General features: G+C 45.4%; 21 protein-coding genes and 1 other RNA gene. 20 read left to right on the top strand and 2 right to left on the bottom strand.

Annotated features, from left to right (window positions below; genetic code table 11):
• From C4K46_RS08145 to C4K46_RS08125, 5 genes are all read left to right on the top strand, one after another.
• Positions 1-1,761: FtsK/SpoIIIE domain-containing protein (locus tag C4K46_RS08145; protein WP_245335167.1), on the top strand; the 1,761-nt coding region annotated here is incomplete at its 5' end.
• 13 nt (positions 1,762-1,774) lie between these two features.
• Positions 1,775-2,143: a hypothetical protein gene (locus C4K46_RS08140; RefSeq protein WP_209628389.1), complete on the top strand. Its 369-nt coding sequence runs from the start codon at positions 1,775-1,777 to the stop codon at positions 2,141-2,143.
• A gap of 3 nt (positions 2,144-2,146) precedes the next feature.
• On the top strand, positions 2,147-4,291 hold the full coding sequence (locus C4K46_RS08135) for a hypothetical protein (protein ID WP_209628388.1): 2,145 nt from the start codon (positions 2,147-2,149) through the stop codon (positions 4,289-4,291).
• A gap of 10 nt (positions 4,292-4,301) precedes the next feature.
• The gene (locus C4K46_RS08130; protein WP_209628387.1) at positions 4,302-5,291 is read left to right on the top strand and encodes a hypothetical protein; all 990 of its coding nucleotides are present in this window, start codon (positions 4,302-4,304) and stop codon (positions 5,289-5,291) included.
• A 46-nt stretch (positions 5,292-5,337) separates the two neighbouring features.
• Complete coding sequence (locus C4K46_RS08125) at positions 5,338-5,691, top strand: hypothetical protein (protein ID WP_209628386.1); 354 nt, start codon at positions 5,338-5,340, stop codon at positions 5,689-5,691.
• Positions 5,692-5,874: 183 nt separating this feature from the next.
• On the opposite strand, the gene gshAB is transcribed toward C4K46_RS08125, so the two are convergent.
• The gene (gene gshAB / locus C4K46_RS08120) at positions 5,875-8,133 is read right to left on the bottom strand and encodes a bifunctional glutamate--cysteine ligase GshA/glutathione synthetase GshB (protein ID WP_209628385.1); all 2,259 of its coding nucleotides are present in this window, start codon (positions 8,131-8,133) and stop codon (positions 5,875-5,877) included.
• Between the two features lie 390 nt (positions 8,134-8,523).
• Between gshAB and C4K46_RS08115 the strand changes: the two genes are divergently transcribed.
• From C4K46_RS08115 to C4K46_RS08085, 7 genes are all read left to right on the top strand, one after another.
• Positions 8,524-9,810, top strand: a complete 1,287-nt coding sequence (locus C4K46_RS08115; RefSeq protein WP_209628384.1) for an adenylosuccinate synthase — start codon at positions 8,524-8,526, stop codon at positions 9,808-9,810.
• A 159-nt stretch (positions 9,811-9,969) separates the two neighbouring features.
• Entirely contained in the window at positions 9,970-10,875 is a 906-nt protein-coding gene (locus C4K46_RS08110) for a restriction endonuclease (RefSeq protein ID WP_209628383.1), read from the top strand.
• 2 nt (positions 10,876-10,877) lie between these two features.
• Positions 10,878-11,348, top strand: a complete 471-nt coding sequence (gene tadA, locus C4K46_RS08105; protein WP_209628382.1) for a tRNA adenosine(34) deaminase TadA — start codon at positions 10,878-10,880, stop codon at positions 11,346-11,348.
• Positions 11,345-11,899, top strand: coding sequence for a hypothetical protein (locus tag C4K46_RS08100; RefSeq protein WP_209628381.1), 555 nt, complete (start codon positions 11,345-11,347; stop codon positions 11,897-11,899). Before tadA ends, C4K46_RS08100 begins: the two co-directional genes overlap by 4 nt.
• A 29-nt stretch (positions 11,900-11,928) precedes the next feature.
• Positions 11,929-12,028, top strand: an RNA gene (gene ffs / locus C4K46_RS08095) — signal recognition particle sRNA small type.
• 151 nt (positions 12,029-12,179) lie between these two features.
• Positions 12,180-13,529 carry a glucose-6-phosphate isomerase gene (locus C4K46_RS08090; protein WP_209628380.1) on the top strand — a complete coding sequence of 450 codons (1,350 nt, stop codon included), beginning with the start codon at positions 12,180-12,182 and terminating at the stop codon, positions 13,527-13,529.
• A gap of 262 nt (positions 13,530-13,791) precedes the next feature.
• A complete protein-coding gene (locus C4K46_RS08085) occupies positions 13,792-14,382 on the top strand; it encodes a hypothetical protein (protein WP_209628379.1) in 591 nt (196 codons plus the stop codon).
• A 198-nt stretch (positions 14,383-14,580) separates the two neighbouring features.
• On the opposite strand, the gene pabB is transcribed toward C4K46_RS08085, so the two are convergent.
• Positions 14,581-16,305 carry an aminodeoxychorismate synthase component I gene (gene pabB, locus C4K46_RS08080; protein ID WP_209628378.1) on the bottom strand — a complete coding sequence of 575 codons (1,725 nt, stop codon included), beginning with the start codon at positions 16,303-16,305 and terminating at the stop codon, positions 14,581-14,583.
• A 106-nt stretch (positions 16,306-16,411) separates the two neighbouring features.
• On the opposite strand from pabB, the gene C4K46_RS08075 reads away from it, so the two are divergent.
• The 8 genes from C4K46_RS08075 (at position 16,412) to C4K46_RS08040 (ending at position 24,599) form a co-directional block, all read left to right on the top strand.
• On the top strand, positions 16,412-16,708 hold the full coding sequence (locus C4K46_RS08075; RefSeq protein ID WP_209628377.1) for a DUF2316 family protein: 297 nt from the start codon (positions 16,412-16,414) through the stop codon (positions 16,706-16,708).
• Between the two features lie 457 nt (positions 16,709-17,165).
• Positions 17,166-18,281: an AI-2E family transporter gene (locus C4K46_RS08070; RefSeq protein WP_209628407.1), complete on the top strand. Its 1,116-nt coding sequence runs from the start codon at positions 17,166-17,168 to the stop codon at positions 18,279-18,281.
• A gap of 282 nt (positions 18,282-18,563) precedes the next feature.
• On the top strand, positions 18,564-20,810 hold the full coding sequence (gene metE / locus C4K46_RS08065) for a 5-methyltetrahydropteroyltriglutamate--homocysteine S-methyltransferase (RefSeq protein WP_209628376.1): 2,247 nt from the start codon (positions 18,564-18,566) through the stop codon (positions 20,808-20,810).
• 3 nt (positions 20,811-20,813) lie between these two features.
• Positions 20,814-21,686 carry a methylenetetrahydrofolate reductase [NAD(P)H] gene (metF, locus tag C4K46_RS08060; RefSeq protein WP_209628375.1) on the top strand — a complete coding sequence of 291 codons (873 nt, stop codon included), beginning with the start codon at positions 20,814-20,816 and terminating at the stop codon, positions 21,684-21,686.
• A 262-nt stretch (positions 21,687-21,948) separates the two neighbouring features.
• Complete coding sequence (locus C4K46_RS08055; RefSeq protein WP_209628374.1) at positions 21,949-22,791, top strand: HAD family hydrolase; 843 nt, start codon at positions 21,949-21,951, stop codon at positions 22,789-22,791.
• 16 nt (positions 22,792-22,807) lie between these two features.
• Positions 22,808-23,425 (top strand): histidine phosphatase family protein, encoded by a 618-nt coding sequence (locus C4K46_RS08050; RefSeq protein WP_209628373.1) that lies wholly within the window; start codon positions 22,808-22,810, stop codon positions 23,423-23,425.
• Positions 23,425-24,021: a histidine phosphatase family protein gene (locus tag C4K46_RS08045; RefSeq protein WP_420853780.1), complete on the top strand. Its 597-nt coding sequence runs from the start codon at positions 23,425-23,427 to the stop codon at positions 24,019-24,021. Before C4K46_RS08050 ends, C4K46_RS08045 begins: the two co-directional genes overlap by 1 nt.
• A complete protein-coding gene (locus tag C4K46_RS08040; RefSeq protein WP_209628372.1) occupies positions 24,018-24,599 on the top strand; it encodes a histidine phosphatase family protein in 582 nt (193 codons plus the stop codon). The genes C4K46_RS08045 and C4K46_RS08040 overlap by 4 nt, the downstream gene beginning before the upstream one ends.
• The last annotated feature ends 54 nt before the right edge of the window (positions 24,600-24,653 follow it).

Raw genomic sequence — 24,653 nt, 5'->3', positions numbered from 1 at the left:
CAGGGGATTGAGGACCATACCATTTACTTGATTAACGACATTGGTCAATATGAAATTTTAAATGAAGATTTAAGTGGTTTGGAAGCCGCCGAAACCATTCGGGAGGTGCCGACCGAGCTAGAGGCTATTGTCGATCAGATGGACGCCTTGACTAAGTCGCTGGGCATTGCGGAATTGCCGCAACCATGGCTGCCTCCACTTGCGGAGCGGATGACCTTGGAAGAAATTCGTCCCCTATCCTTTGAGCAGGCTTGGCAGGAGAAGAAGCAAAGCGTTTCTATCCTCCTTGGGGTGGCGGATATTCCTCAGGAACAAAAGCAGGAGCCGGTGTCAATTAACCTGACCAAGGACGGCAATGTCCTGCTTTACGGGGCACCCGGGACAGGAAAGACCACCTTCCTACAAAGCGTGGCCATGGACTTGGCCCGCAACTACTCGCCTGAAGAGGTGGTGCTTTACCTCCTTGACTTTGGGACCAATGGACTGGCCCCACTGGGAAGCCTGCCGCATGTGGCAGACCTCATGCTTCTGGACCAGGGAGAAAAGATTGCCAAGTTTGTGCGGATTTTAGAACAAGAATTAGCTAAACGCAAGAAACTCCTATCGGACTACGGTGTGGGGACCATGGAGCTTTACCGCCAGACCAGTGGCAAGGAAGAGCCGACCTTGGTGATTCTCTTGGATAGCTTTGAGGCCATGCGGGATGAAGCCTTTGAGCCGGCCCTTCAGAGCCTGCTTATGCGGGTCTCTCGTGAGGGACTTTCTATCGGGGTCCATCTAGTCATGACGGCTGGTCGCCAAAGCAACCTAAGAGCGACCCTCTACAGCAACTTCAAGCACCAGCTGACCCTCAAGCAAAATGATAGCAGTGAGGTCCGCTCGATTGTGGGCTCCACCCCACTTGCGACGACCATGGAAGATATCAAGGGTCGGGCACTCATGAAGCGCCATGAAGTGGATGTGGTTCAGTTTGCCTTGCCGGTTGCTGGACACAATGATATCCAGGTGGTCGAAAACCTACGAACCGAAGCCCAGACCATGCGGGAAGCTTGGCAGGTCAGTCGCCCAAGCGCCATTCCAATGGTACCGGAGGAGTTGGAGGCGTCCGCCTTTTACCAAATGCCGGCTGTCAAGGAAGCCTATGCGGCAGGTCAGTTGCCATTGGGTCTGGATATGGAGACTGTCGAGACAGTGACTTGGCAAGTGGCTAAGGGCAATCTCCTTTATCTGACCGATAAGGAAAGCCAGATGACCAGCTTTATGGAACAAATTGCCAAAAGTCAACATAAATTGGTTGTCCTGGCCCCTCGGCTGCATAGCTTAAGTAAGCAAGAGGGAATGGAATTGGTCAGTGGTGAGGAGGCCGTTGCCAATATGATTGAAGCCTTGGCTCAACGAGTGGAAGAACGCTTGACTGAGCGCAAGAGCCAACATGATTTGACCTTGCTGGTCTATGACTGGGGAAGCCTAGCAGACGAATTGGACGCCAATAGTATCAGTAGCTTGACCTTTATCTTGGATAAGGGCCGCCGGGCTGGTTATCATGCCATCATCATGAGTGACCTCTCCTTGGGTCGCCGAATTGATAGTATGTCCAAGCTTCTCAAGACCTACAAGTATGGTCTATCTGCGGTTCGCTTTAGCGACCAGACAGTTCTCTCACCGATTAACAAACCACTCCGCGAACAACCGCTGGAAAGTCAGGTCCACTACTATATTGAAGACAATATCGCATCTAAGATAAAAGTCATTATGGAATAAAGGAAGGAAGAAGATGGTAAAAAAAGCAGAAGTTCAGGGCAAAATTAACGCTGTGAACGCCAAACTAACAGCTGCCAATGCAAAGCTTGAGGCTTTGACAAGTGCTCACAGCACCCTATCGGGAACCAATACATCTATTGAATATGTGTTGAAAAGCCATGAAAATATCAAGGCAACTTATCATTTAGCAGGAACTCCTTATCTAAAAGAAACAGAAGATGAAAAGGAAAATTTAACAACAACTACTGCTCAGTTTGATACCCAAAAAACAACCGTATTGGAGCAGTTGCAGACTAAGATTAACCAAATTAGAATTCAAATTGCTGGCTACAATGACCAGCTTAAATGGTTGAGTTTAGATTTACGTTATGCGGAGGATTAAGCAATGGGAGATACGATTAAAATAAAAAACATACCTGGAATTTCTGATGCAGGTACGGCTATCAAAAACTTCGCCGACTCTGTCGAAGCAGCAGGAAATGAAACACAGCGCTCCTTTGCGGCTAAGACTCACGGAGCAGAAATGGAGGCGCTGAATGCTTTTTTAGAAAAGCTCAATCAACTCCAAAGTCAAGTGTTAGACCAAGCACCTGAGGCACTCCGTTCCTATGCGACCTTAGTTTCCAATCTCTCAGATAGCTTGAAAGGAGCAGGCTTTAATGTAAAAGCCTGGACTAGTGCCAGTGGGGTGGAAACCGTTAAGTCTAAATTGACCGGTGAACAGGCGACCAAAATTAGTGATGTGAAGAAGTCCTTGCAGGATGCCTTGAATACAGCTACAGCACTTTTAGAAATAGATGATGTAAATCTTGATGGCATAGTCACAGCAGCGGAGTCTGCCTTGCAGGATGAGTCAAATACTCGTCAACGTATCCACGATAGTGTTCAAAGCGCCCATGATAGTTTTGAGTCAGGCCTCAATGATGTGATTGCCCAATTACAAACTTTGAAAGCCCAAACCGAAGCTGCCCAAGGGTTGACCTTGGTTTCCGCTAAAGTCATTCTCAACAGTATCCGAAGTGGGGTTTTATCTGCGGATAAACTGTATTATTTGGATGTTATCAGAAATGAAGCCGATGCCAAGATGATTAGTGTGATTATCAGTGAGGGAGAGGATAAGAAGAAGTTCTTTGAGAAAATAGCTCAAACGCCAGTGAATGATGTTAATAAGCCTGTTATGGTCATTTTGGCTCAGAGAGTCTATCAAGAGATTGTCAATGCAGAGAACGGGGATGGTGAACTCCCTAATGTCGAAGCCTTTATGAATATGGTAGGGCAGCATGACAAAGGTTATGTGAATATCTATGCGGCCAAACTATCAGCTGCGACCGACGACATTGTCAAAGGGCTCTCTGCCCAGGCGGAGGGGCTCTATCCTCCAATGCCTGGAGCAGGCTCTAGTCCAGAGGCTTATAAAGCTTGGTACCAGCAGATAACTAGTAAGGAAAATCAACTTGCCCTTAGCACCCTTAATCGCATTATCCAGCGCTATGGGAAGTTAAACACTCTCTATCAATATATGACGACGAGCCAGTTCGGGCCTCAGACAACTACTTTACGAGTACCGAATATGAATGGTGGTTATCACGATGAGACCTATACTACCTCTTATGCACTTCTTAAAAAAGGGAGTTTAAAGTTAGTTGGCAACGAACTTTCTTTTACCCAGCTAAGTCGATATGGAGCAAGTTCTACAGATGTCAGTGCCAAGCATTATAATAATGTTAGTGATATAAAAAATGCGAGTAATTTGAAAGAACTAGAAGACTTTAGGAATAAGAAGGAGAATTTGTGGGCAGAGAAGGCTTATAACATCGGAAAAAGTTTCATCAAAGACCCAGCCCTTAATGCTTTAATTGGCATTGTAGAGACTTCTATTCAGTCAGATGATCAGGGACAGGCTACGCTTGATATAATCAAAGAGGGAGCAGGTCTATCGGATGACAAGTACTCTAAACTCGCAGGTAATACTGTCGGGATTGGAAAAAATATTTTGGATTACTTTGTCGAGTCCAATGAGCTGGATAAGAAGATTGAAGCTAAGGAATTAGAAGTTCAATCCAATGTGACCGATGCCGGTGGTTATACCATTGATAAGGAGGGCAAAGTAGACAGTTCGACCTATACTCCAAACTACGATTTAGGGGCCCACTTAAGAACCAAGGATTTGGAGGACAATGGACTGCGTGGAGATATCTATCGTCAGGCTTATATGGATAGTCAGTCTACGAACGTAGATAAAAGATTTGAAGAGGCTGAGAAAGAATTACGAAAATTTGATAATGAAATGAAAGCATACAAGGATTGGAAGAATGCACCAGAGGGCTACACAAAGAAAATCCATAACTTTTTCGCCGGTAGCAGCAAGGATAGTCTAGCCGATATTGGCTATGACAACTATAGTAAGGTAATTGGCGATATGATAGGGAAAGATAGTAATCCAAACTATCCAGCAGGATTAGATGAACACTATACCAATGATAGTCGTAGCTCCTTTGATAAATTTCTATTTGGTAGAGGGAAGAACTAGGGGGGAAGGTATGAAGATAAATAAGAGTTTCATCATTCGGATTTCAGTTATCCTCCTTCTCCTTCTCCTTACACTTGTTGGTTTCTATTTGTATCAAATCTCAAACAAGGTGACCTACTATATTCGAAAAAAGGATGACATCAAAAAGGTCTATCAGCCCCTAGATAAGGAAGGCAAGTATGTATTGTATGATCCGAAGGTTTCTTCGGAAGGTTATGGGCATGATGGAGATCTAGGTGGACGCTATGTAGCTAGTATTGAGGGAAAATTTGAAAGAGAAGTTGGTGGAAAAGAAGTACAGTCTCATACCCAACGTAAGGGGGAATACTATCATCTTGTTCTTTATGATTTAGATAAAAATTATCAGGAAAGCAAGGTTGACCTCTACCAGCTCTTTCGAGACCAAGCCCCGGACTATGTCCCGTCCGCCTATTATCGAATGGTCTATTATAAGAATCAAGAATATGCTTGGTTAGGAGGCAAGAAAATTAGTGGTCAACAGGTAACAAAGACAAGAAAAAACTTTTTTTATAATTTAAAGACCAAGAAGTTAGAGGCTGCACCAGAAAAGTTTAAAGCCTATAAAGCAAATGTTTCTTTTTCTCCCTTGCGGTATCCTCTAAATTGGACAACCTTTAACAAAGTCGTTAACAAAGCCGTCGGAGAGGGAATCTATACTTTAGGCGGAACTGTTGAAGCATCTGATTACAAAGGGAGTGTCCTCAATACCAATGTTAATCTCTTTGCGGACTACCCTGAGCTTGAAACTAAACTCAAGGAGGACTGGGTTTTATATCCTCGTCCAGACCGGGTATCTGAGGAAGAGTGGGCCAATCAGTTACTTTATTGGTTTGCGCCCAAGGGAGAGGAAGTCTTAGAGGTGTATGGAGTGTTACGAAATTCAGAGAAAGGGGGAGACCCTATTGTTACAGACACTCCGATTCGCAGTTATCAGGACTACCAAGCCTGGCTTAAAGCTCATCCGGAGCTTACAAAATAGAAAGTTCACCAAATAAATTAAAAATACTAAAGAAAGGGAGAACCTTATGTCAAGAAAACGTATTACCCCCGAGAAAATGAAAGGGGTTAAAGCCTCCTTTAAGGCGGTAGGAGAAAATCTGAAGGATAACGCTTCAGACTTGATTGACTCCAGCGCGACAGAGAGCTTTTCAACGGCCACAAAAGAGGCCAAGGAACTTAGTCAAACTTTAGAATCGACAGTGGATTCTTTGGACCAGTTCCTCAATAGTATGGCCGATGAAATTCAGACCATGGACGCGGAACTGGCTCGCAATATCAAATATACCATGCCTCATGTTATCTCGGAGGCAGACAAACGAGCTAATGCCAAGCGCTTCGCTCAAAAACAAGTTGATTTAGATAAACAACGGCTACCCTAGGAAGATTTCCTAGTCAAAGACAGAAAGTTTTTAAAACTTTCTGTCTTTTTCTACTTTAGGTCGGCTTATATCTTTAGGAGTAGAGGCCTAGTCTTAGTCACTTAGCTGTCCGCCTCATCAAGCCAAGTAAAAACCCACACTGCAAATGTCCTAAAAATGGTGGTTTGTCGTGTGGGTTTTAGCTTATTCTTCTAATTCTGGAAAGAGTTTGGCCAGGATTTTTGGAGTCAAGGCTTGGCCAGGTCCTTGGGCGCAGTAGGTGTGCATGTACATGGAGGGGTTGAAGTTAAGCTCGATACAGGTGGAGTGAGGTTCCTCTTTGCTGGCAGCGAGGCTACTATCGGGAATGATAAGGTCAACCCCGCAGGCCCAAACCTTCATGGCCTGAGCCATTTGGGCAGCTAGTTCCTTATAGGAAGGGTGCATATCCTCGGTCACATCGACCGAGTCGCCACCGGTTGAGATATTGGAGTTGCCTCGCAGGTAAACAGTGACTCCCTTTTCTAGGACATCCTCTGCTTGATAGCCCTGCTGTTGGAGCATGAGTTGCTCGATTGGCCCGAGCTGAATTTTTTCCAAGGGAGAGCGGTGGTCGCTCCCCCTAAGGGGATTGGCATTTTTTTGCTCAACCAGTTCTCTGATGGTCTTTTGACCGTCTCCCTGGACATTGGCTGCTAGGCGCAGTAGGACTGCTTCACACTTTCCATCTAGGATAAAGAAACGGTATTCGGTCCCAGGGATAAATTCCTCAACCAGGACAGAGCTATCCTCAGAAAAGGCCAATTCCAAGGCTTTTTGATAGGCTTCATAGCTAGCAGCTTCTTGGAAAATTGAAATTCCCAGGCCAAAGTTGGTAGACTTGGGCTTGACAACGATAGCTTGGTCCTTGATTCTAGAGAAGTAGGCAAGGGCTGGACCTAACTGGCTAAATTCGGCCCCTTGGGGAACGCGAAAGCCTGCTGCAGCTAAGATTTTCTTGGTTACGGTTTTATTGGCCATGGCTAGGGGCATGACGTAATCGTCCTTGGAGGTCATATTGCCGTTTTTGACATACTCGATATGGTCCTTGTGCCAGAGTTTGAGGAACTGGTCCTCCTCGTCCAGAATTTCAAAGGAAAGTCCCTTTTGAATGACATCAAAGAGTAGCATCTGGGTGGAAAGCTCCATTCCCTCATAGCCCTTTAGGGCATAGGGGGCTTGCCAGGCATAGTCATGATAGACCTGGGCTTGCTTTTGGCCAAAGGCTTGGAGGGACTGGTTGTCGATATGGGGGAGGAGTTTGCCAGCCAGGGTCTCTCTAGGGTCTTGCAGGGCCCTTTTGATTTGCTGGACTAGGTCCTGGTAGTAGCTATCTAGCTGGAAATGCTGGATCAGCTGGTCCAGGGCAGTGATAAGTGGTTGGGCCTGGGCTTGCTCTGGTAGGGGAGAGAGGGGGTGACTGAGGGCAACCTGGTTATTGATTTGCTGGGCTTGGGTCAAGTCTTCTGTGACGGTCTCCTCTGAATCATCTAGCCAGAGCAGGGCCAAGAGGAGCAGGTGGACGCTATCCAAAGTCTCTTGGTTTATGCCCAAAGCCTCAAAGGGATTGAGGTCAAAAGAGCGAAATTCGAGGTAGGTCACTCCCTGACTGAGGTAGTCGCGATTTTTCTTTTGTCCCCGAAAGCGGACAGGGGCATAGCATTCCTTCTCGGCAATCAACCTTTCCTGCTGGACATAGTTTTCAATGCTAGTGATATAGGCCTCTAGTGAAGTATAGGGGAAGTGGAGGTCGCTCTCATTGACATAGCCTAGCTGACTATTGCGAAAAGAGCGGACGGGCTGGGAAATATCGCTAGTTAAAAAGCCTGCTTCAGCCAGAGGGGCTGCTCCGTAGAGGTAGGTAAAGAGCCAGCGGTAGCGAAGGAAGTTGCGGGCCAGTTTGAGGTAAAGCTGGTTTTTGAACTGGCTAAAATCGGTCTCCTGGCTCTGCTCAAAGATTTGCTGGAGCAGGTCTGCTCCCAGGCCGAAATTATAGTGGATACCCGAGATGGCTTGAAGTTTCTTGCCGTATTTTTGGGCCAGATAGTGGCGGTAGTTAAGCTCAAATTCATCATCGAGCTGGGCGATTTGGATATCTTTTTCTTCCAGTTTTGGTGGCATGGACAAGGGCCAAATTTGTTCGTCTGGCTCTAGGCTACGCTGGCTAACATCGGTAATGGCTCCCAGGATTCGCAGGGCTTCCTTGCTGGAAGTGGTGGCGGGCGTGATAAATTCTAGTTGTTGCTCGCTAAAGTCGGTCTGAATGTAGGGGTGAAAGTTGCGGGAGCCTAGATTGCGAGGATGCTGGCTTTGGGTCAGCTGACCGTCTCTTTTTACTCGTAGGCCCTCGCGCTCTAGCCCAAAACTAGCTTCTAAAATGGGAGCTGTCTTGGCTAGTTTTTGTAGTAGTTGGTTGGTTGTCATGCTTAATCCCCAGTCTCTTGTAGTCTTTGACTATAAGTCTATTATAAAAAGGGCCGGAAAACAAATTTTCGCTACGTTTATCAAGGATTTCCGAACGTTTTCATCTTTAATAAATTCATTTAAGCGGAAAAACAGATATTTTTAACTCATTTAGCTTTTTTGTAATCATTTTCTTAGCCAGCCCAGGGTAGCACCTTGAAAAAAAGCTAAAATTCTCTTATAATAGAAGGTGAGATATGCCCGCAGGTGAGAGTCCTGCCACCCAATAGTCGTTGGAGTTAGCCCTCCTTCTTGTGGCCTCTTTAGCCTTAGCAGAAGGGGGGACTTGAAAGTCAGCCTAGCTGTGACTGCTATTTACAGAAAGGAAGAGCGGAAGGCTCAGATAAAATCATGACATCAGTAGTTGTTGTAGGAACCCAGTGGGGAGATGAAGGTAAGGGGAAGATTACCGACTTTCTCTCAGCCAATGCAGAAGTAATTGCCCGTTATCAAGGGGGAGATAATGCTGGTCATACCATCGTGATTGATGGCAAGACCTATAAGTTGCACCTGATTCCATCAGGAATTTTCTTTCCAGAGAAGATTTCAATCATCGGAAATGGAATGGTGGTCAATCCTAAGTCCTTGGTCAAGGAGTTGGATTATCTTCATGCAGAAGGAGTTAGCACGCAAAATCTGCGGATTTCTGACCGGGCCCATATTATCCTGCCCTATCACATCAAGCTTGACCAACTGCAAGAAGAGTCCAAGGGGGCCAATAAGATTGGGACCACTATTAAGGGAATCGGCCCAGCCTATATGGACAAGGCTGCCCGAGTGGGGATCCGAATTGCTGATCTTTTGGACAAGGAGATTTTCCGGGAACGCTTGGAGCGTAACTTAGCAGAGAAAAACCGGCTCTTTGAGAAAATGTATGAGTGCGAGGCCATTGACTTTGAAGAAATTTTTGAGGAATACTATACCTATGGGCAAAGGATTAAGGACTATGTGACTGATACTTCTGTTATCCTCAATGATGCCCTAGACCAGGGCAAAAGGGTCCTCTTTGAAGGAGCCCAAGGGGTCATGCTGGATATTGACCAGGGAACCTATCCTTTTGTAACCTCTTCAAACCCTGTGGCTGGAGGGGTCACTATCGGATCAGGTGTCGGTCCAAGTAAGATAAATAAGGTCGTCGGAGTCTGCAAGGCCTACACTAGTCGGGTCGGAGATGGACCTTTCCCGACCGAACTCTTTGATGCAGTCGGAGATCAAATCCGCGATATTGGCCATGAATACGGAACGACTACCGGTCGTCCCCGGAGGGTTGGCTGGTTTGACTCGGTCGTGATGCGTCACAGCCGTCGGGTTTCCGGTATCACCAACCTTTCTCTCAATTCGATTGACGTCCTAACAGGACTGGACACAGTAAAGATTTGCGTGGCCTATGATTTGGACGGGGAGCGGATTGACCACTATCCAGCTAGCCTCGAGCAGCTCAAACGTTGCCGGCCCATCTATGAAGAACTACCGGGCTGGTCAGAGGACATTACTGGCGTTCGGAGCCTAGAAGATCTGCCAGAAAATGCTCGCAACTATATCCGCCGAGTATCAGAACTAGTAGGTGTTCGCATTTCTACCTTCTCGGTCGGACCGGGCCGCGAACAAACCAATATTCTGGAGAGTGTGTGGGGTTAAAAAGAGTCTGACGGCTCTTTTTAAGCTGTGGATAAGAAGTTACGCTGTAGCTTGTTCATGTCTAATAAAAATTTTCAAGTCGTTGATTCTTCAATGGCTTTTTTATTGGAAATTTTTTATAATGGTTATAGTAAATAGAAAAGAGGGGTATGGAGTAAAATGACGGAATTCGATAAAATGTCACGGAGTGAACAAGAACGAATTATGATTGTAGAGATTATTCAGCATTTAAAGGAGTTAGGAGGATATGCTACAAAAAACGAACTAATGAATTCTATAAGATTAGCAAATAATGGGATTTCTGAGGCTTTCTTTGATGAAGTTAAAATCTCAGGAAGAAGCGGAAATGAATACCATCCCAGTCACTACGTATTTAACTTTGCAATAAAAAATCTAATCCTTTTAGGTTATGTCAACAAACCAAGGCTTGCAAATTTTGAATTAACAGATTTAGGACGGAAAGTAAACTTATCTGCAGATTTTGGCAAGCAAGTACAATTTGAGGCAAGACCGCTATGGAAAAGCGTAAAAAATGCAAACAATAAGTCGAATGGAGCAGTACAAGAAGTTATTTCTGAAATGAAGGACGATAAAGAGGCGGACTGGCGCATTCAATTATCGAATGCTTTGAAGGCTATGTCCCCTGAGAAATTTGAGGAGTTTTCTCGGGCGCTTGTTAAGGAAATGGGAGTGAAAATTGATAATAAAATTGGGGTAAGCTACACCAACGATGGTGGTTTGGATGGTTTTGGATATATCACTAGTAAAGATGACTTTCGAACAAATAGAGTGGCAATTCAAGCAAAAAGATGGGAGAGAAATATTCAGGCACCAGAAATTGATAAGTTTAGGGGAGCTATGGACAAACATAATGCGGAATATGGAATTTTTATCACTACTTCTGATTTTAGTAAGGGAGCAGTGGAAGCGTCTCGTCTTGGAACACGTGTAATTACTCTTATCAATGGTGATGATATTTGTGATTTAGTGGCGCGCTACAAGTTACATGTTAGAGAAGTTGTGACTTATGAGCTAGGTGATTTTTATCAATCAGAAAATAAATAAATATGAATTACACACAAGAAGAAAAAGAAGCCTTTATGCGTGAGGCCCTGCGTGAGGCGGAGCTTGCCCTTAGTCACGATGAGATTCCCATTGGTTGCGTCCTTGTCAAGGACGGCCAGATTATCGGGCGGGGCCACAATGCGCGTGAGGAGCTGGAGCGGGCGGTCATGCATGCAGAGATTATGGCTATTGAGGAGGCCAATGCACATGAAAAGAGCTGGCGCTTGCTGGATACGACCCTTTTTGTCACCATTGAGCCCTGTGTCATGTGTAGCGGTGCTATCGGCCTAGCTCGCATTCCTCAGGTTATTTATGGGGCTAAAAATCAAAAGTTCGGGGCGGCAGGTAGTCTCTATGACATTTTGACCGACGAGCGGCTCAATCACCGGGTCCAGGTCGAATCAGGAGTTTTAGAGGAAGACTGTGCCAAAATCATGCAAGATTTTTTCCGTCAGCGGAGGAAGAAAAAATGAAAAACAGGACCAAGCACATCTTACTAGCAGCTTGCTTTTTGCTTTTAAGTTTAGTATTTGCCTTGTTTTTAGTCAAAAATATTCCCTTTCAAACCTGGGCCTTTGAGCGTCATCAAAATCTCTTGAGCTGGTATATCCGGCCTATTTTGATTGTGCCAATCATCTACTTTTCCTATAAGAGGCAGCTAGTCGGAATCACAGCTAGCATTTTTGCCCTCTTTACCAGCATGATTTGGTTTCCAGTGCCCAGCCAAACTCCGACCTTGGTCGAGGAGTTTTTGACCTATGAACGCCAGTTTCTGCAGGCGACTTGGAGTATTAAAGAATATCTTTTTACCTTTCTGGTCGTCAGCTTTTTTATCCTAATCGTGAGGGCAGCTTGGCTCCATAGCTGGAAGTTGGTCGGCTTGATTTTGATTGCGACGGCCTTTCTGAAAATGCTTTGGTCTTACTTGGATAGTGGCTCGGCAGGCTTGACCATTGTCTTGCCAGCAAGCTTGGGCCTCATCTTTTGCTTACTGGCCCTAGCTTTTTTGAAAAGGAAAAAATAAGGCTTGGCTTCCCTTCTATTTTATGTTATAATAAATATTGGAGCAACAGTTCTGCGTGAAGTGGGTCAGGGGAGGAATCCAGCAGCCCTAAGCGAGTGTGGATTGTGTGCTCTTTTTTTGTTTGTCGACCTAAAAATTATAGGAAGTATTTGCCCTCTAAAAAGCTTTTTGGATTCAAATTTAGTCAAAAGTATTTGTAAGCGTTTTTAAATGTAAAATTACTTGCTAAAAAGACTCTAAAGCGTTATCATAAGAGGTAAGAAAAAACGGAGGATAAAAAATGACCCATATTAAATTTGATTATTCAAAAGTCTTGGATAAATTTGTCGCCCCTCAAGAGGTAGACTTTATGCAGGCCCAAGTAACGGTAGCTGATGAGCTCTTACGCCAGGGAACAGGAGCTGGTAGCGATTTTCGTGGTTGGTTGGACTTGCCAGAAAACTACGATAAGGAAGAATTTGCCCGTATCCTAAAGGCGGCAGAAGAAATCAAGGAAACTAGCGATGTCTTGGTGGTTATCGGTATCGGTGGTTCTTACCTAGGAGCCAAGGCAGCGATTGACTTTTTGAACAACCACTTTGTCAACTTGCAAACCAAAGAAGAGCGCAAGGCGCCACAAATTTTGTACGCTGGAAACTCTATCTCCTCTACTTATCTAGCCGATCTAGTGGACTATGTAGCTGACAAGGACTTCTCAGTCAATGTTATTTCCAAATCAGGAACCACTACCGAACCAGCTATTGCCTTTCGTGTCTTTAAGGAACTCCTGATTAAAAAATATGGAGTAGAAGAAGCCAACAAGCGCATCTATGCGACAACTGACCGAGTGAAGGGAGCTGTTAAGGTCGAGGCTGACGCTAATGGTTGGCAAACCTTTGTAGTTCCAGATGATGTCGGTGGACGTTTCTCCGTCTTGACAGCTGTTGGACTCTTGCCAATCGCCGCTTCTGGTGCAGACATCAAGGCTCTGATGGAAGGAGCTAATGCAGCGCGTAAGGACTATACTTCTGATAAGATTTCTGAAAACGAGGCCTACCAATATGCGGCGATCCGCAATGTCCTCTACCGTAAGGGTTATGCGACTGAAATTCTGGTCAACTATGAGCCATCTCTTCAATACTTCTCTGAATGGTGGAAGCAGCTGGCAGGGGAGTCAGAAGGAAAAGACCAAAAAGGAATCTATCCGACTTCTGCTAACTTCTCAACTGACTTGCACTCCTTGGGTCAATTTATCCAAGAAGGGGCTCGGATTATGTTTGAAACAGTTGTCCGGGTTGACAAGCCACGTAAGAATATCCTGATTCCTGAATTTGAGGAGGACCTGGACGGTCTTGGTTACATCCAAGGCAAGGATGTCGACTTTGTCAATAAAAAGGCAACTGACGGTGTACTTCTAGCCCATACTGATGGAGATGTGCCAAATATGTTTGTCACTCTGCCTGAGCAAGACGCCTATACCTTGGGCTACACTATCTACTTCTTTGAACTAGCGATTGCGATTTCTGGCTACCTCAATGCAATCAATCCATTTGACCAGCCAGGTGTAGAGGCCTACAAGAAAAATATGTTTGCCCTGCTTGGCAAACCAGGCTTTGAAGATTTGAGCAAGGAACTCAATGCTCGCCTATAAGCCAGGCTGGCCTGGAAGTTTGATAAGGTAAAGAGATTTGCCATTAGAAATACTTTGTCTTTTATAAAGTGATAAGATAATAAAAGCGAACAAGTTAGAATTCTGGTCGACAGAAGACTAATCTTGTTCGCTTTTTATAGTTGGTTAGCTTGTTGTTTTAGCTTTTTTAAATTTATATAGAAGTTAAAATTTATTCATAAAACGCTGTATTTTTTCGAGGTTTTATAATATAATAATATTATAAAAATTAAAGGAGATTTTTATGAAGAAGAAAATACGTGATGAAAAAGGAAATGTCTATGTGCAGAAAAAACCTTTTTACAAAAAATGGTGGGTTCTTGCCCTCCTAGCTCTATTTGTGGTATCGGGGGTGAAAGCTATCATTAGCCCAAGCTCAGTAGAAAAGTCAACAGTTGCTTCGTCTTCTGAGCAAACGAGTGTTTCAACTACTTCATCTACTAGTACGAGCTCTAGTGAGTCAACTGTAAGTAGCAGTAGCAGATCACAAGAAGAGCAAGTAGATGAGGGGACCGCTTTTACACCTCAAGATGTATCGGATGCTACTATTGAATCAATCAGAACATATGGTGATTATCTGATAATGTATAAGATGATTATAGAGGATTACTATGCTCAATATGAAGCTGCTATAAAAGATACTGTTTTATATGACCAAGCAACATTTGAAAGTACAAAGAAACAATATGATGAAGCCTTTGCGCAACAAGAAAAACAATATGGAGCAATGAAAAATAAACGACTTATCGGGAAGGCTGATTTAGTCCAATTTTTAAAAGAATACCGTGATGAATTAAAAAAATTCGTTGAAGAAATGAAAACAACTATTCAATAAGAATGTAAAAAGCCCCTAGGGGCTTTTTCTATTAGCATAAAATATCAAACTTATAAACATTTTATAATGCAATGTACTGTTAAGGAATAGCTGTATATTCTACTAAATCGAATATACTTAGTTTAACTCAATTTATTGCAAGTGCTAAAAATTAAATAGTATCCTCAGTTACTTCTGACTGGTAAAACGTCCTCTCGCCTAGACTTGCTCAGCTAGTTCTAGTTGATAGAGGCCCCGCACAGCATTGCAGGCATAGACTTGCTCGGCCTGGGCTAGGTCCTCTAGCTGGAGGATTTTTTCTTGGACTTGGCCTTTTTGAAGGAGGCTTTGGCGATAGATACCGTCCAGGAGGCCTAGCTCCACTGGCGGGGTATAGAGCTTGCCGTCCAGTTTTAAGATGAGGTTACCGATAGAGGTTTCTAGAAGCTGGCCTTGGGAATTATAGTAAATCTGCTCCTGCTCGCCCAGGCTTAAGTGGGGCCGGTGGCTGGTCTTGAAGTAGGTGAAGGGGCTAGCTAGCTCCTTTTTTTGCTGGACCAGACGGGCTTGTTGAAAGGTCTTGCTCAAGGCTTTGAGTGGAGCCAGTTCAAACTGGAAGTCGCCTTTTTTGTCCAGGGATATTTTAAGGCGCTGGTTCTCCTTGTCTTGAACGCTTTTTAATAATTCTTTCAGTTCTTCTTCTAATTTTTTCTGGTCAAAGGGAAAGGCGAAGTAGCGAGCGGCTTCTTCTAGGCGCTTGAGGTGCTGTTGGTAAAAGCTTAGTTGGCCCTGACTGACCTTGCCAGTGGTAAAGAGCTGAAATTGGGGATTGGTCCGATAGAGGACGGCAGCTTTTTGCTGGGCTTCTTGGTACTCTGATTGCCAGTTGCTGTCCCAGGTAATGCCCCCACCCGCCCCATAAATGGCTTGATTTTGGTGGATTTGGAGGGTACGGATGGCTACATTGAAGATTCGCTCCCCGCTAGGTAGGCAAAGGCCAATCGTTCCACAGTAGAGGCCCCGGGCCTGGGGCTCGAGCTGTTTGATGATAGCCATGGTTGAGATTTTAGGAGCCCCGGTAATCGAGCCGCAGGGAAAGAGGGCCTGAAAGATTTGTCTTAGCTTACAGTCGGCTTCAATTTCTCCCCTAATGGTGGAGGTCATCTGCCAGACGGTGGAATATTGTTCGACCTGACAGAGTTTTTGGACTTGGACACTTCCCAGGCGACAGATCCGATTCATATCATTGCGGAGCAAATCGACAATCATCATATTCTCTGCCCGATTTTTGCTGTCTTGGGCCAGCCAGTCAGCCAGTTCTAAATCCTCCTTGGTCCTAAGGCCTCGGGCAACAGTCCCCTTCATGGGTCGGGTTATCAATTGCTGGTCTTGGGTCTTGAAAAAGAGTTCTGGACTGATGGACAGGACAGCAAAATCATCGTGCTCAATGTAGGCATTATAGGCTGCATTTTGCTCGACAACCAAGCGGTTATAAAGGGCCCAGTAGTCTCCCTCGACCTGCTCACTTAGTTGCAGGGTATAGTTGACCTGGTAGGTATTGCCCTGGCGGATTTCTTGGTGAATTTTGGCGATGGCTGCTTCATAGGCCTGGGCGCTGATTGTGCTCTGCCAATCCTCTGCTAGGTAGACTGGCTCATAGCTTAAGGGAATCTCGGTTACTTGGGCTTCCAGGTGAACAGTGAAGTAGGCTAGATATTCCGCAGTGAGTGGTCCTTGGTGGACCTGAAATTTTTCTTCAAAGGCAGCTCCAGCTTCATAGCTTAGATAGCCTACTACATAGTAGCCGGCCTTTTGATAACAATCAACTTGGTCCAGGATAGGTTGGATCTGGCTAGGCTTTCGGGTCTTTAATTCCTTGATGGGCTGGGTAAAAATATAGCGTTGCCCTAGCTCTTTAAAATCAATAACTGTTTTCTTGTGCATAAGTCTAGTATAGCATAAAATGCTTGAGGCCAGGACTGGAAGCGCTTAAAAATAGAGACAAAATAGCTCGTTTTTGGTAGAATAAAGAAAAAGATGGGAGGTCTTTATGTTAACAAAAGTAGAAATGCGCAATACTGCTAGAGAATTGCAGGAGAACTACCGCCGTTTGAACTATTCAGAGGAGCGGGTCTTGGCTGATTTGGGCTTGTCGGCAGAGGATTTAGAGCGGGTCCTATCCATGCGCCACCCCAAGCCGAGTCATGTCTGGATGCTTAGGGAGTATCTGGAGGATATGTTGCTTGAGGAAGGGCAGGAGGTCTATCCTTTCAGCAAGCTAGCCGACCCCAGTGTCAATCTCTGGTATGACTATGAACGTCCCTGGCGCAAGAGCAAGGCAGATTAGCTAGATAAGGAATCTTTCAAGTCTCTTGCTACTGGCTTTAGGAAAGCAGTTTTTCTTTCGAGGCTAGTCTGATAAGGCAAGTTTTACTTATATTTATACGCAAACCTCGAGACTGGGAGACAGTCGGATTAAGACTGTTTTCCTAGCTTACGAGTATAAGACAGGCGTGAAATCGATATTTTGAACTGCACTCCAAAAGTTGGACAAGCAAAATCTAACTTTGGGGTGCAGTCCAGTTTTACACTAGGATTTCAGGCCTTTTACTTTAGCTGGGAGTGATTTCTCAGCCCCTTTGTTCAAGTTTTGAGGTCTTAGCTAGACTGCTAGCTGCTGGAGCCAGGAGCGCTTGAGTGGGGCTTTCTAAATTGACCCTAGGGGGCTTTTGTGGTAGAATAAGTCCTTGTTATCCCTAGTTTTTAAGGCTGGGGACCTTAGTTTATAGAATGTAGGAAGTATGATGAGAAACTTATTTAAGAGCCAGTATGGACTGGTATTTTTTGCGGCCTTGTGCTTGGCTGGAGTCCTTTATCTGGGTCAGATTTGGGCTGGAATCAATCACTTGATGACGGTCTTTTCTCCTATTCTTTTAGGAGGGGCCATGGCCTTTGTCTTTAATGTGCCCATGCGCAATATTGAGAATTTTCTCCAAAAGCGAAAACTTTTCAAGGGTTTGGAGCGGACCCTGGCCATTCTGCTCGTCCTAATCTGCTTTAGTCTGATTGTGGCGGGAACTTTAGCCATCGTTATCCCGACCCTATCTACAGCGGTGGCTTCTCTGTCTAAGACTATTAATCAGTTCCTGCCCCAGTTTAACCAGTGGTTGGCAAAGATGGGTATCTTCAAGGCGGCCCAGCTCAATAAACTAACTACCCAGCTCAACCAGAGCGGGATGGTCAATAAGGGAGTTCAACTTTTGGCTAGCTTGACAGGCAATATCGGCTCTGTCTTTGGCAACTTTTTTACAGTGATTATGGCAGTCTTTATCATGTTTTCCATGCTGGGAAGCAAGGAATTTTTGATGGAGACGACAACGCGAATCATGCGGATTTGCCTGCCTGATAAGCTGACAGACTACCTGCGCTATGCTGGCTCTGTTGCTGTTGATACCTATAATAATTTCCTGATGGGCCAAATCATGGAGGCCTTTATTGTCGGTCTGCTGGTCTTTCTATCCTACAGTTTGACTGGCTTGCCCTATGCGGCTATGATTGGGGTCCTGGCTGGGATTCTCTCCTTTATTCCCTATATTGGTCCCTTTACGGCCTGTGGTTTGGGAGCTATCTTTATCTTTACTCAAAGTCCAGTCAAGGCCCTGATTTCTATATTGGTCTTTCAGTTGATTCAGCTGGTGGAGGGCAATCTGATTTATCCAAGAGTAGTCGGCTCTTCTGTCGGTCTACCGGTCCTCTTTACCCTATCAGCCGCCCTTATAGGGGGCAACCTCTTCGGTCTGGTCGGGATGATTTTCTTTACCCCTCTCTTTGCGGTCATCTATCGCTTGACCAAGGAGTTTGTTAAATCTAGAGAAGCAAAAGAGGGGACTGGGGCAGAAGTCATTTCTAAAAAGGAATAGTTCCCAATCTCAATCTCGCAAGGAGTTTTAAAGAGAGTTGACAAGTTTTTATAAGTATTTAAGGGTTGGAGCCTGGCTCTGGCCCTTAGTTTTTATATATAGGGGGTTATAGGTTGGACTTATAAGAGTCTAACCTATTTATTTTGCTCTTTTCGGCTAGACTAGGCGAGGCCTGCTTTCGCGGGGTATAGTCTGGGGCTATAACTTAATCATCAAAATTCCAATTATACAGGGCGGCATTTTTCTGTTAAGATATAGGCAAGTAAAAATTGGAGGAAGAATATGACAACGACAATTATTGGTTTCCCACGTTTGGGTGAGTTTCGTGAATTGAAATTTACAACGGAAAAATACTTTAGAAATGAGCTTTCTGAGGCAGAACTTTTAGAAGAAGCCAAGGCTTTGCGAAGCAAGCACTGGCAAATCCTCAAGGATAAGGGTCTGACCGAGATTCCTAGCAATGACTTTTCCCATTACGATAATGTGCTCGATGCAGCCTTTCTCTTTAATGTAGTTCCTCAAGAGGTTCAAGATTTGGAACTCAGTGATTTGGGCCGGTATTTTGCCCTGGCGCGTGGTTACCAAGGGGACAAGGGTGACGTGAGAGCTTGGCCGATGAAGAAATGGTTTAATACCAACTACCACTATATTGTCCCTAAGTTTGAAAAGGGGACCCAGGTCAAGGTCGCAAGCCAGAAGATTTTTGATGAGTTTAGTCAGGCCAAAGAGCTAGGTATCTTGACTCGGCCGGTCTTAGTAGGTCCCTTTACCCTCTTGCAGCTATCAGACTTTGAAGAGGGTCTTGAGCCAGCTGACTTTCTGGAAGACTTGGTCTCAGCCTATCAAGCAGTCTTTGCTCGGTTGGCAGAGCTGGGTGCCAAGAAGATTCAGCTAGATGAGCCGAGCCTGGTCAAGGACCTATCAGCCCAAGAAAAGGAACTCTTTTTGGGTCTTTACCAAAGACTTTTGGCGGACAAAAAGGGTCTTCAAGTCCTGCTAGCAACCTATTTCGGTGATGTACGGGACATCTATCAAGATTTGATTGCCCTGCCTGTGGATGCCCTGGGCTTGGACTTTGTCGAGGGAAAGAAGACCCTGGACTTGGTTAAGTCTGGTTTTCCAGAGGATAAGACCCTCTATGCTGGAATTGTCAATGGTAAAAATATCTGGCGCAATAACTATGCCAAAAGCCTGGCTATTTTAGAGCAAATTCCGACAGACAAGCTTGTCCTTTCAAGCTCTTGCTCCCTCCTCCATGTTCCTTTTACAACTGCTAATGAGGACTTTGGTCAAGACATTTTAGAGCACTTTGCCTTTGCGGTTGAGAAATTAGATGAGCTGCGCGACCTGGAGGCTATTCGTCAGGGAGAAGAGGAGCTCTTGGAGGCCAATCAAGCCCTCTTTGCCAAGGAAAGGGTCGGTCAAAATAAAGAGCTGGCTCAACGCCTGGCAGGTTTGACAGAAAAAGATTACACTCGCCTGCCAGCATTTGCTGAGCGGGAGCAGATTCAGGCTCAAGCCCTCAAACTACCTCTTCTGCCTACTACAACTATCGGTTCTTTCCCGCAAACTAAGGAAGTCCGGAGCCAACGCTTGGCCTTTCGTAAGGGGGAGCTATCCCAAGAAGCCTATGATCAATTTTTGGCCCAGCAGATTGATGATTGGATCAAATGGCAGGAAGCAGTTGGTTTTGATGTGCTGGTTCATGGAGAATTTGAACGCAATGACATGGTAGAGTACTTCGGTCAAAATCTATCAGGCTACCTCTTCTCCAAGAATGGTTGGGTCCAATCCTACGGTTTACGGGGAGTTAAGCCACCGATTATCTGGGGGGATGTAACCCGACTAAATCCGATTACGGTCAAGTGGTCCAGCTATGCCCAAAGTCAAACGAAAAAGCCAGTCAAGGGTATGCTGACAGGGCCGGTTACTATTTTAAACTGGTCCTTCCCAAGAGAGGATATTTCCATTAAGGATTCAACCCTGCAAATCGCCCTAGCTATTAAGGACGAAGTCTTGGACCTAGAAGCAGCTGGAATTAAGATTATCCAGATTGATGAGGCGGCCCTACGGGAGAAACTGCCCCTACGGCGCAGTGACTGGTATGAGGATTATCTGGACTGGGCTATTCCGGCCTTCCGCTTGGTTCACTCTAGTGTAGCAGCGGATACCCAGATTCATACCCACATGTGTTACAGCGAATTTACTGATATTATCCCGGCTATTGATAATATGGATGCGGATGTCATCTCCTTTGAGGCTAGTCGCTCTAATCTAGTAATCCTAGATGAACTCAAGGCCAAAAACTTCCAAACCCAGGTTGGTCCTGGTGTCTACGATATCCACTCTCCACGAGTACCCGCAGCAGGCGAGATTGACCAGACTATTGCAGCCATTTTAGCCAAGGTTCCAAGTCAAAAGGTTTGGATCAACCCTGACTGCGGTCTCAAAACTCGGGGAATTAAAGAAACAAGAGAAAGTTTAGTCCGTTTGGTAGAAGCGGCTCAAGCAGCAAGAAAGGAACTATAAGTCATGGTCTATAACCCTAGTCTCTCCTTTGAAGTTTTTCCTCCTAATCCGGCAGTAGGCAATGAAAAGATTTTCCAGACTTTGAGGGAAATGCAGGACCTTGCACCCCACTTCATCAGTGTGACTGCGAGTAACAGTAAGTTCAATATTGAAGAGACGACGGTGCGACTGACGGACTTTATTCGCAATGATTTGGCGGTGCCCACCATTGCCCACCTTCCTGCCATTTATCTGACCAAGAAGATGGTTTCCTCTATCCTGCAGGCCCTGGATAGGGCAGATGTGCATAAGATTTTGGCCCTGCGGGGGGATAGAATCCCAGACTTAGCGCCCAAGGGAGACTTCCGCTATGCCACAGACTTGATTGAATTTATCAGAGAGGAGGCCCCTCATTTTGAGCTGATTGGGGCCTGCTACCCTGAAGGTCATCCAGACTCGGCTAGCCAAATCGAGGATATTCAATATCTTAAGAAAAAGGTAGATGCAGGCTGTTCCAGCTTGATTACCCAGCTCTTCTTTGACAATGAACGTTTCTACGATTTTCAGGAAAAGTGTATCCTAGCAGGGATTGATGTTCCCATCTATGCGGGGATTATGCCCATCATCAACCGTAATCAGGCTCTCCGGCTCTTGCGGACCTGCGAAAATACCCATCTCCCTAGAAAGTTTCGGACTATTTTGGATAAGTATGAGCATGATTCAGAGTCCCTACGAGCAGCAGGCTTGGCCTATGCGGTAGATCAGATTGTCGACCTAGTGGCCCAGGATGTGGCCGGTGTTCACCTTTATACTATGAACGATGCAGCCACTGCCTATCATATCTACAAGGCTACCTATCCTCTCTTTCACGACCAGGGAGCTGTTCTCGGCCACTAGGAGCCCGGACGGTCAGCCTTTATAAGCAAAGAAAAAGTTCTCCTCGGAGGACTTTTTTGTGTAGGATAGTATCAGGATTGGCCAGTATTCTATTGGAAAGGCGGGGAGGTCCATTATATAATAGGGTTAAAAGAAGAGGGGGACAGAAATCACTTCTGAAAGGGTTGAGGTAGAAGCTAAAAGGCTAACGCATTTTGCTCTTTTAGCCAAAGACTTTTAGAGGCTCGAGCTTTTTTCAGCCCCTGCTTGAAAGGAGAAAGAGATGCGCAAGAAACTGATTTTTCTAGATGTAGATGGGACCCTGGTTGACTATGAAAATCGCCTGCCGACATCAGCCATCAAGGCCATTCAGCAGGCCCGACAAAGAGGGCATTATGTTTATGTTTGTACGGGTCGCAGTCGGGCAGAAATGCCCCAGAAGATATGGGATATTGGCCTGGACGGCATGATTGGTGGTAATGGTTCTTATCTGGAACATCATGGGAAGGTAATCCATCATCAGGTCATTCCCTTGGATCTGGAGAAGAAGGTAGTAGACTGGCTTCAGGAGCGAGGCTTGGAGTTTTACCTGGAGAGTAATGAGGGCCTTTTTGCTAGTCCAAATTTTCGGGAAGCAGCCCGTCCAGTCTTGAGGGCTTATGTCAGAGGTAAGGGGCTCAGTCAAAAGGAAGCAGAGAATTTGGAGGCTGAGGATGCCCTCCATGGTCTGGTCTACGGGGCAGAGCTTTATCGTTCTGACCTCAATAAAATCAGCTTTATTCTTCATAGCTACCAAGACCATTTGGATTCAAAGTCGGCCTTTCCCGAGCTTAAGGCGGGCACTTGGGGCGGTCGTGGCGAACAGGCCCTTTTTGGCGACTTGGGGATTAAAGGCATGGACAAAGCCCAGGCTATTGAACTTTTGCTTGACTATCTAGGTGAGGAGCGGACGGACACCATTGCCTTTGGTGATGCCAAGATTGATATTCCCATGCTGGATTATTGTGAGGTCGGGGTGGCCATGGGCAATGGCGGAGCGGAAATTCTAGCTATGGCCGATATGATTACCGACGATGTCGAAGCGGACGGGTTATATAAGGCCTTTGAAAAATTAGGGCTGATTTAAAAAAAGGAGAAAACAGATGACAAAAAGACTCTATCTCATGCGGCACGGGGAAACCCGCTTTAATGTTCAAAAACGAATTCAAGGCGCTTCAGATTCTCCTTTGACAGAGTTAGGAATTGAACAAGCCAAAATGGCAAGGAAGTTTTTTGAAAATCAAGGAATAAAATTTGATAGAATTTATTCTTCTACTCAAGAACGAGCTTGCGACACAGCCGAAATTGTTTCAGGGCGAAGGGATTATATTCGATTAAAAGGTTTAAAAGAATGGGATTTTGGTGCTTTTGAAGCCCAGAGTGAATATTTAAATCCTCCCCTTGATTTGGAGCACATCGGGACAGCATACGGGGATTATTTTGTAACCTATGGTGGAGAAGGAGCCAGACAAGTTCGTCATCGTATGATAATGACAGTGGAAGAAATTATCAGTCAGGCAACTGAAGGTGAAACTATTCTTGCAGTAACTCACGGTGCTGCTATTTCTCAGTATTTTCGGGAAGTTTTAGCCGTTTATCCGGATAATTTGACTACTCCAAATTGTTCAATTTTCAACTTTATCTTTGACGGAGGAAAGGTTAGTATGCCTTTGGTTTATGACCCAATCAATGATAAGATACTTTACAAGGAGGAAGACTAGTGGTAAAAAAACTCTATCTCATGCGGCACGGGCAAACACTTTTTAATCTGCGCCACAAGATTCAGGGCTGGTGCGATGCGCCCTTGACTGATTTCGGGATGTATCAGGCCCAGGTGGCGGGGGCTTATTTTAAAAAAGCAGGGATTGTCTTGGATGATGCCTATAGTTCAACTTCTGAGCGGGCCTGCGATACCTTGGAAATCGTGACCGAGGGGAAAGTCCCCTACCAGCGGGTCAAGGGGTTGAAAGAATGGAATTTTGGCACCTTTGAGGGCGAGAGCGAGGATTTAAACCCGCCTCTTCCTTACGGGGATTTCTTTGTAGCTTATGGTGGCGAAAGCCAAGAAGAGCTGATTGAGCGGATTAGGACGACTATTTTTGATTTGATGGTGAATAGCCCAGGCAAGCAGGTCTTGATGGTCTCTCATGGTGGTTCTCTGGGCAATTTTGCTCGTGCCTGGAAAAAGAACTGGGAGCTGACTAGTTTTGGTCGGATGTCCAATTGTTGTATTCTGGTTTTCCGTTTTGAAAACGAGGAATTTTACTTGGAAGAAGTTGTTGAGCATGATTTTTCTGATTGGAGGGGCAAGCAATGATTCATTTATACCTTATGCGGCATGGCCAGACCTATCTCAATCAAGACCGGAGGGTCCAGGGCTCCTATGACTCTCCCTTGACGGATTTGGGCCAAAAACAGGCTAGAAAGGCTAGAGCCTATTTTCTCAAAGCGGGAGTTAGCTTTGATTTGGTTCTTTCTTCTAGTCAAGAGCGGGCTTGTGACACAGCTGAAATCGTATCTGAAAAGAGGGACTACCTTCGATTAAAGGGGCTTAAGGAGATGAACTTTGGCTCTTTTGAGGGAAAGGAAGAGAAGCTCCTTCCAAAATTTCGGCCGGGAGCTATTTCTTTTGAGGATCTCTTGGTGCCCTATGGTGGAGAGTCCATTGAGCAGGTGGGGGCGCGTGTGAGCCAGACCTTGGAGGAGCTGCTGCTAGCTGGTCCGTCTGACCAGACCGTTCTAGCAGTCTCTCATGGGGCAGCCATGTGGGCCTTTATCTTAAATCAGGGCCTGAGTATCCCAGCTTCTAGCCGCTTTGGCAATCTTGCCATCTGCCACTTGACCTATGAGCAGGGGAAGTTTGACTTGTTGGAGGTCATTGACCCCCTCAGCTAATTAGGGAAATAAATAGAAAGGGGGTTCCCAAACAAAAAGTCCATGGTCAAAGTG

The sequence above is a fragment of the Streptococcus oricebi genome, assembly GCF_017883985.1.
In the GTDB taxonomy this organism is placed as follows: domain Bacteria; phylum Bacillota; class Bacilli; order Lactobacillales; family Streptococcaceae; genus Streptococcus; species Streptococcus oricebi.
The sequence above is the reverse complement of the archived record's forward strand: the minus strand, read 5'-3'. Positions and strand labels throughout refer to the sequence as shown.

Excerpts from the sequence above, each read along its gene's own strand:
- C4K46_RS08140 (WP_209628389.1), top strand. The coding sequence starts at position 1,775 with ATGGTAAAAAAAGCAGAAGTTCAGGGCAAAATTAACGCTGTGAACGCC.
- C4K46_RS08135 (WP_209628388.1), top strand. The coding sequence starts at position 2,147 with ATGGGAGATACGATTAAAATAAAAAACATACCTGGAATTTCTGATGCA.
- C4K46_RS08130 (WP_209628387.1), top strand. The coding sequence starts at position 4,302 with ATGAAGATAAATAAGAGTTTCATCATTCGGATTTCAGTTATCCTCCTT.
- C4K46_RS08125 (WP_209628386.1), top strand. The coding sequence starts at position 5,338 with ATGTCAAGAAAACGTATTACCCCCGAGAAAATGAAAGGGGTTAAAGCC.
- gshAB (WP_209628385.1), bottom strand. The coding sequence starts at position 8,133 with ATGACAACCAACCAACTACTACAAAAACTAGCCAAGACAGCTCCCATT.
- C4K46_RS08115 (WP_209628384.1), top strand. The coding sequence starts at position 8,524 with ATGACATCAGTAGTTGTTGTAGGAACCCAGTGGGGAGATGAAGGTAAG.
- C4K46_RS08110 (WP_209628383.1), top strand. The coding sequence starts at position 9,970 with ATGACGGAATTCGATAAAATGTCACGGAGTGAACAAGAACGAATTATG.
- tadA (WP_209628382.1), top strand. The coding sequence starts at position 10,878 with ATGAATTACACACAAGAAGAAAAAGAAGCCTTTATGCGTGAGGCCCTG.
- C4K46_RS08100 (WP_209628381.1), top strand. The coding sequence starts at position 11,345 with ATGAAAAACAGGACCAAGCACATCTTACTAGCAGCTTGCTTTTTGCTT.
- C4K46_RS08090 (WP_209628380.1), top strand. The coding sequence starts at position 12,180 with ATGACCCATATTAAATTTGATTATTCAAAAGTCTTGGATAAATTTGTC.
- C4K46_RS08085 (WP_209628379.1), top strand. The coding sequence starts at position 13,792 with ATGAAGAAGAAAATACGTGATGAAAAAGGAAATGTCTATGTGCAGAAA.
- pabB (WP_209628378.1), bottom strand. The coding sequence starts at position 16,305 with ATGCACAAGAAAACAGTTATTGATTTTAAAGAGCTAGGGCAACGCTAT.
- C4K46_RS08075 (WP_209628377.1), top strand. The coding sequence starts at position 16,412 with ATGTTAACAAAAGTAGAAATGCGCAATACTGCTAGAGAATTGCAGGAG.
- C4K46_RS08070 (WP_209628407.1), top strand. The coding sequence starts at position 17,166 with ATGAGAAACTTATTTAAGAGCCAGTATGGACTGGTATTTTTTGCGGCC.
- metE (WP_209628376.1), top strand. The coding sequence starts at position 18,564 with ATGACAACGACAATTATTGGTTTCCCACGTTTGGGTGAGTTTCGTGAA.
- metF (WP_209628375.1), top strand. The coding sequence starts at position 20,814 with ATGGTCTATAACCCTAGTCTCTCCTTTGAAGTTTTTCCTCCTAATCCG.
- C4K46_RS08055 (WP_209628374.1), top strand. The coding sequence starts at position 21,949 with ATGCGCAAGAAACTGATTTTTCTAGATGTAGATGGGACCCTGGTTGAC.
- C4K46_RS08050 (WP_209628373.1), top strand. The coding sequence starts at position 22,808 with ATGACAAAAAGACTCTATCTCATGCGGCACGGGGAAACCCGCTTTAAT.
- C4K46_RS08040 (WP_209628372.1), top strand. The coding sequence starts at position 24,018 with ATGATTCATTTATACCTTATGCGGCATGGCCAGACCTATCTCAATCAA.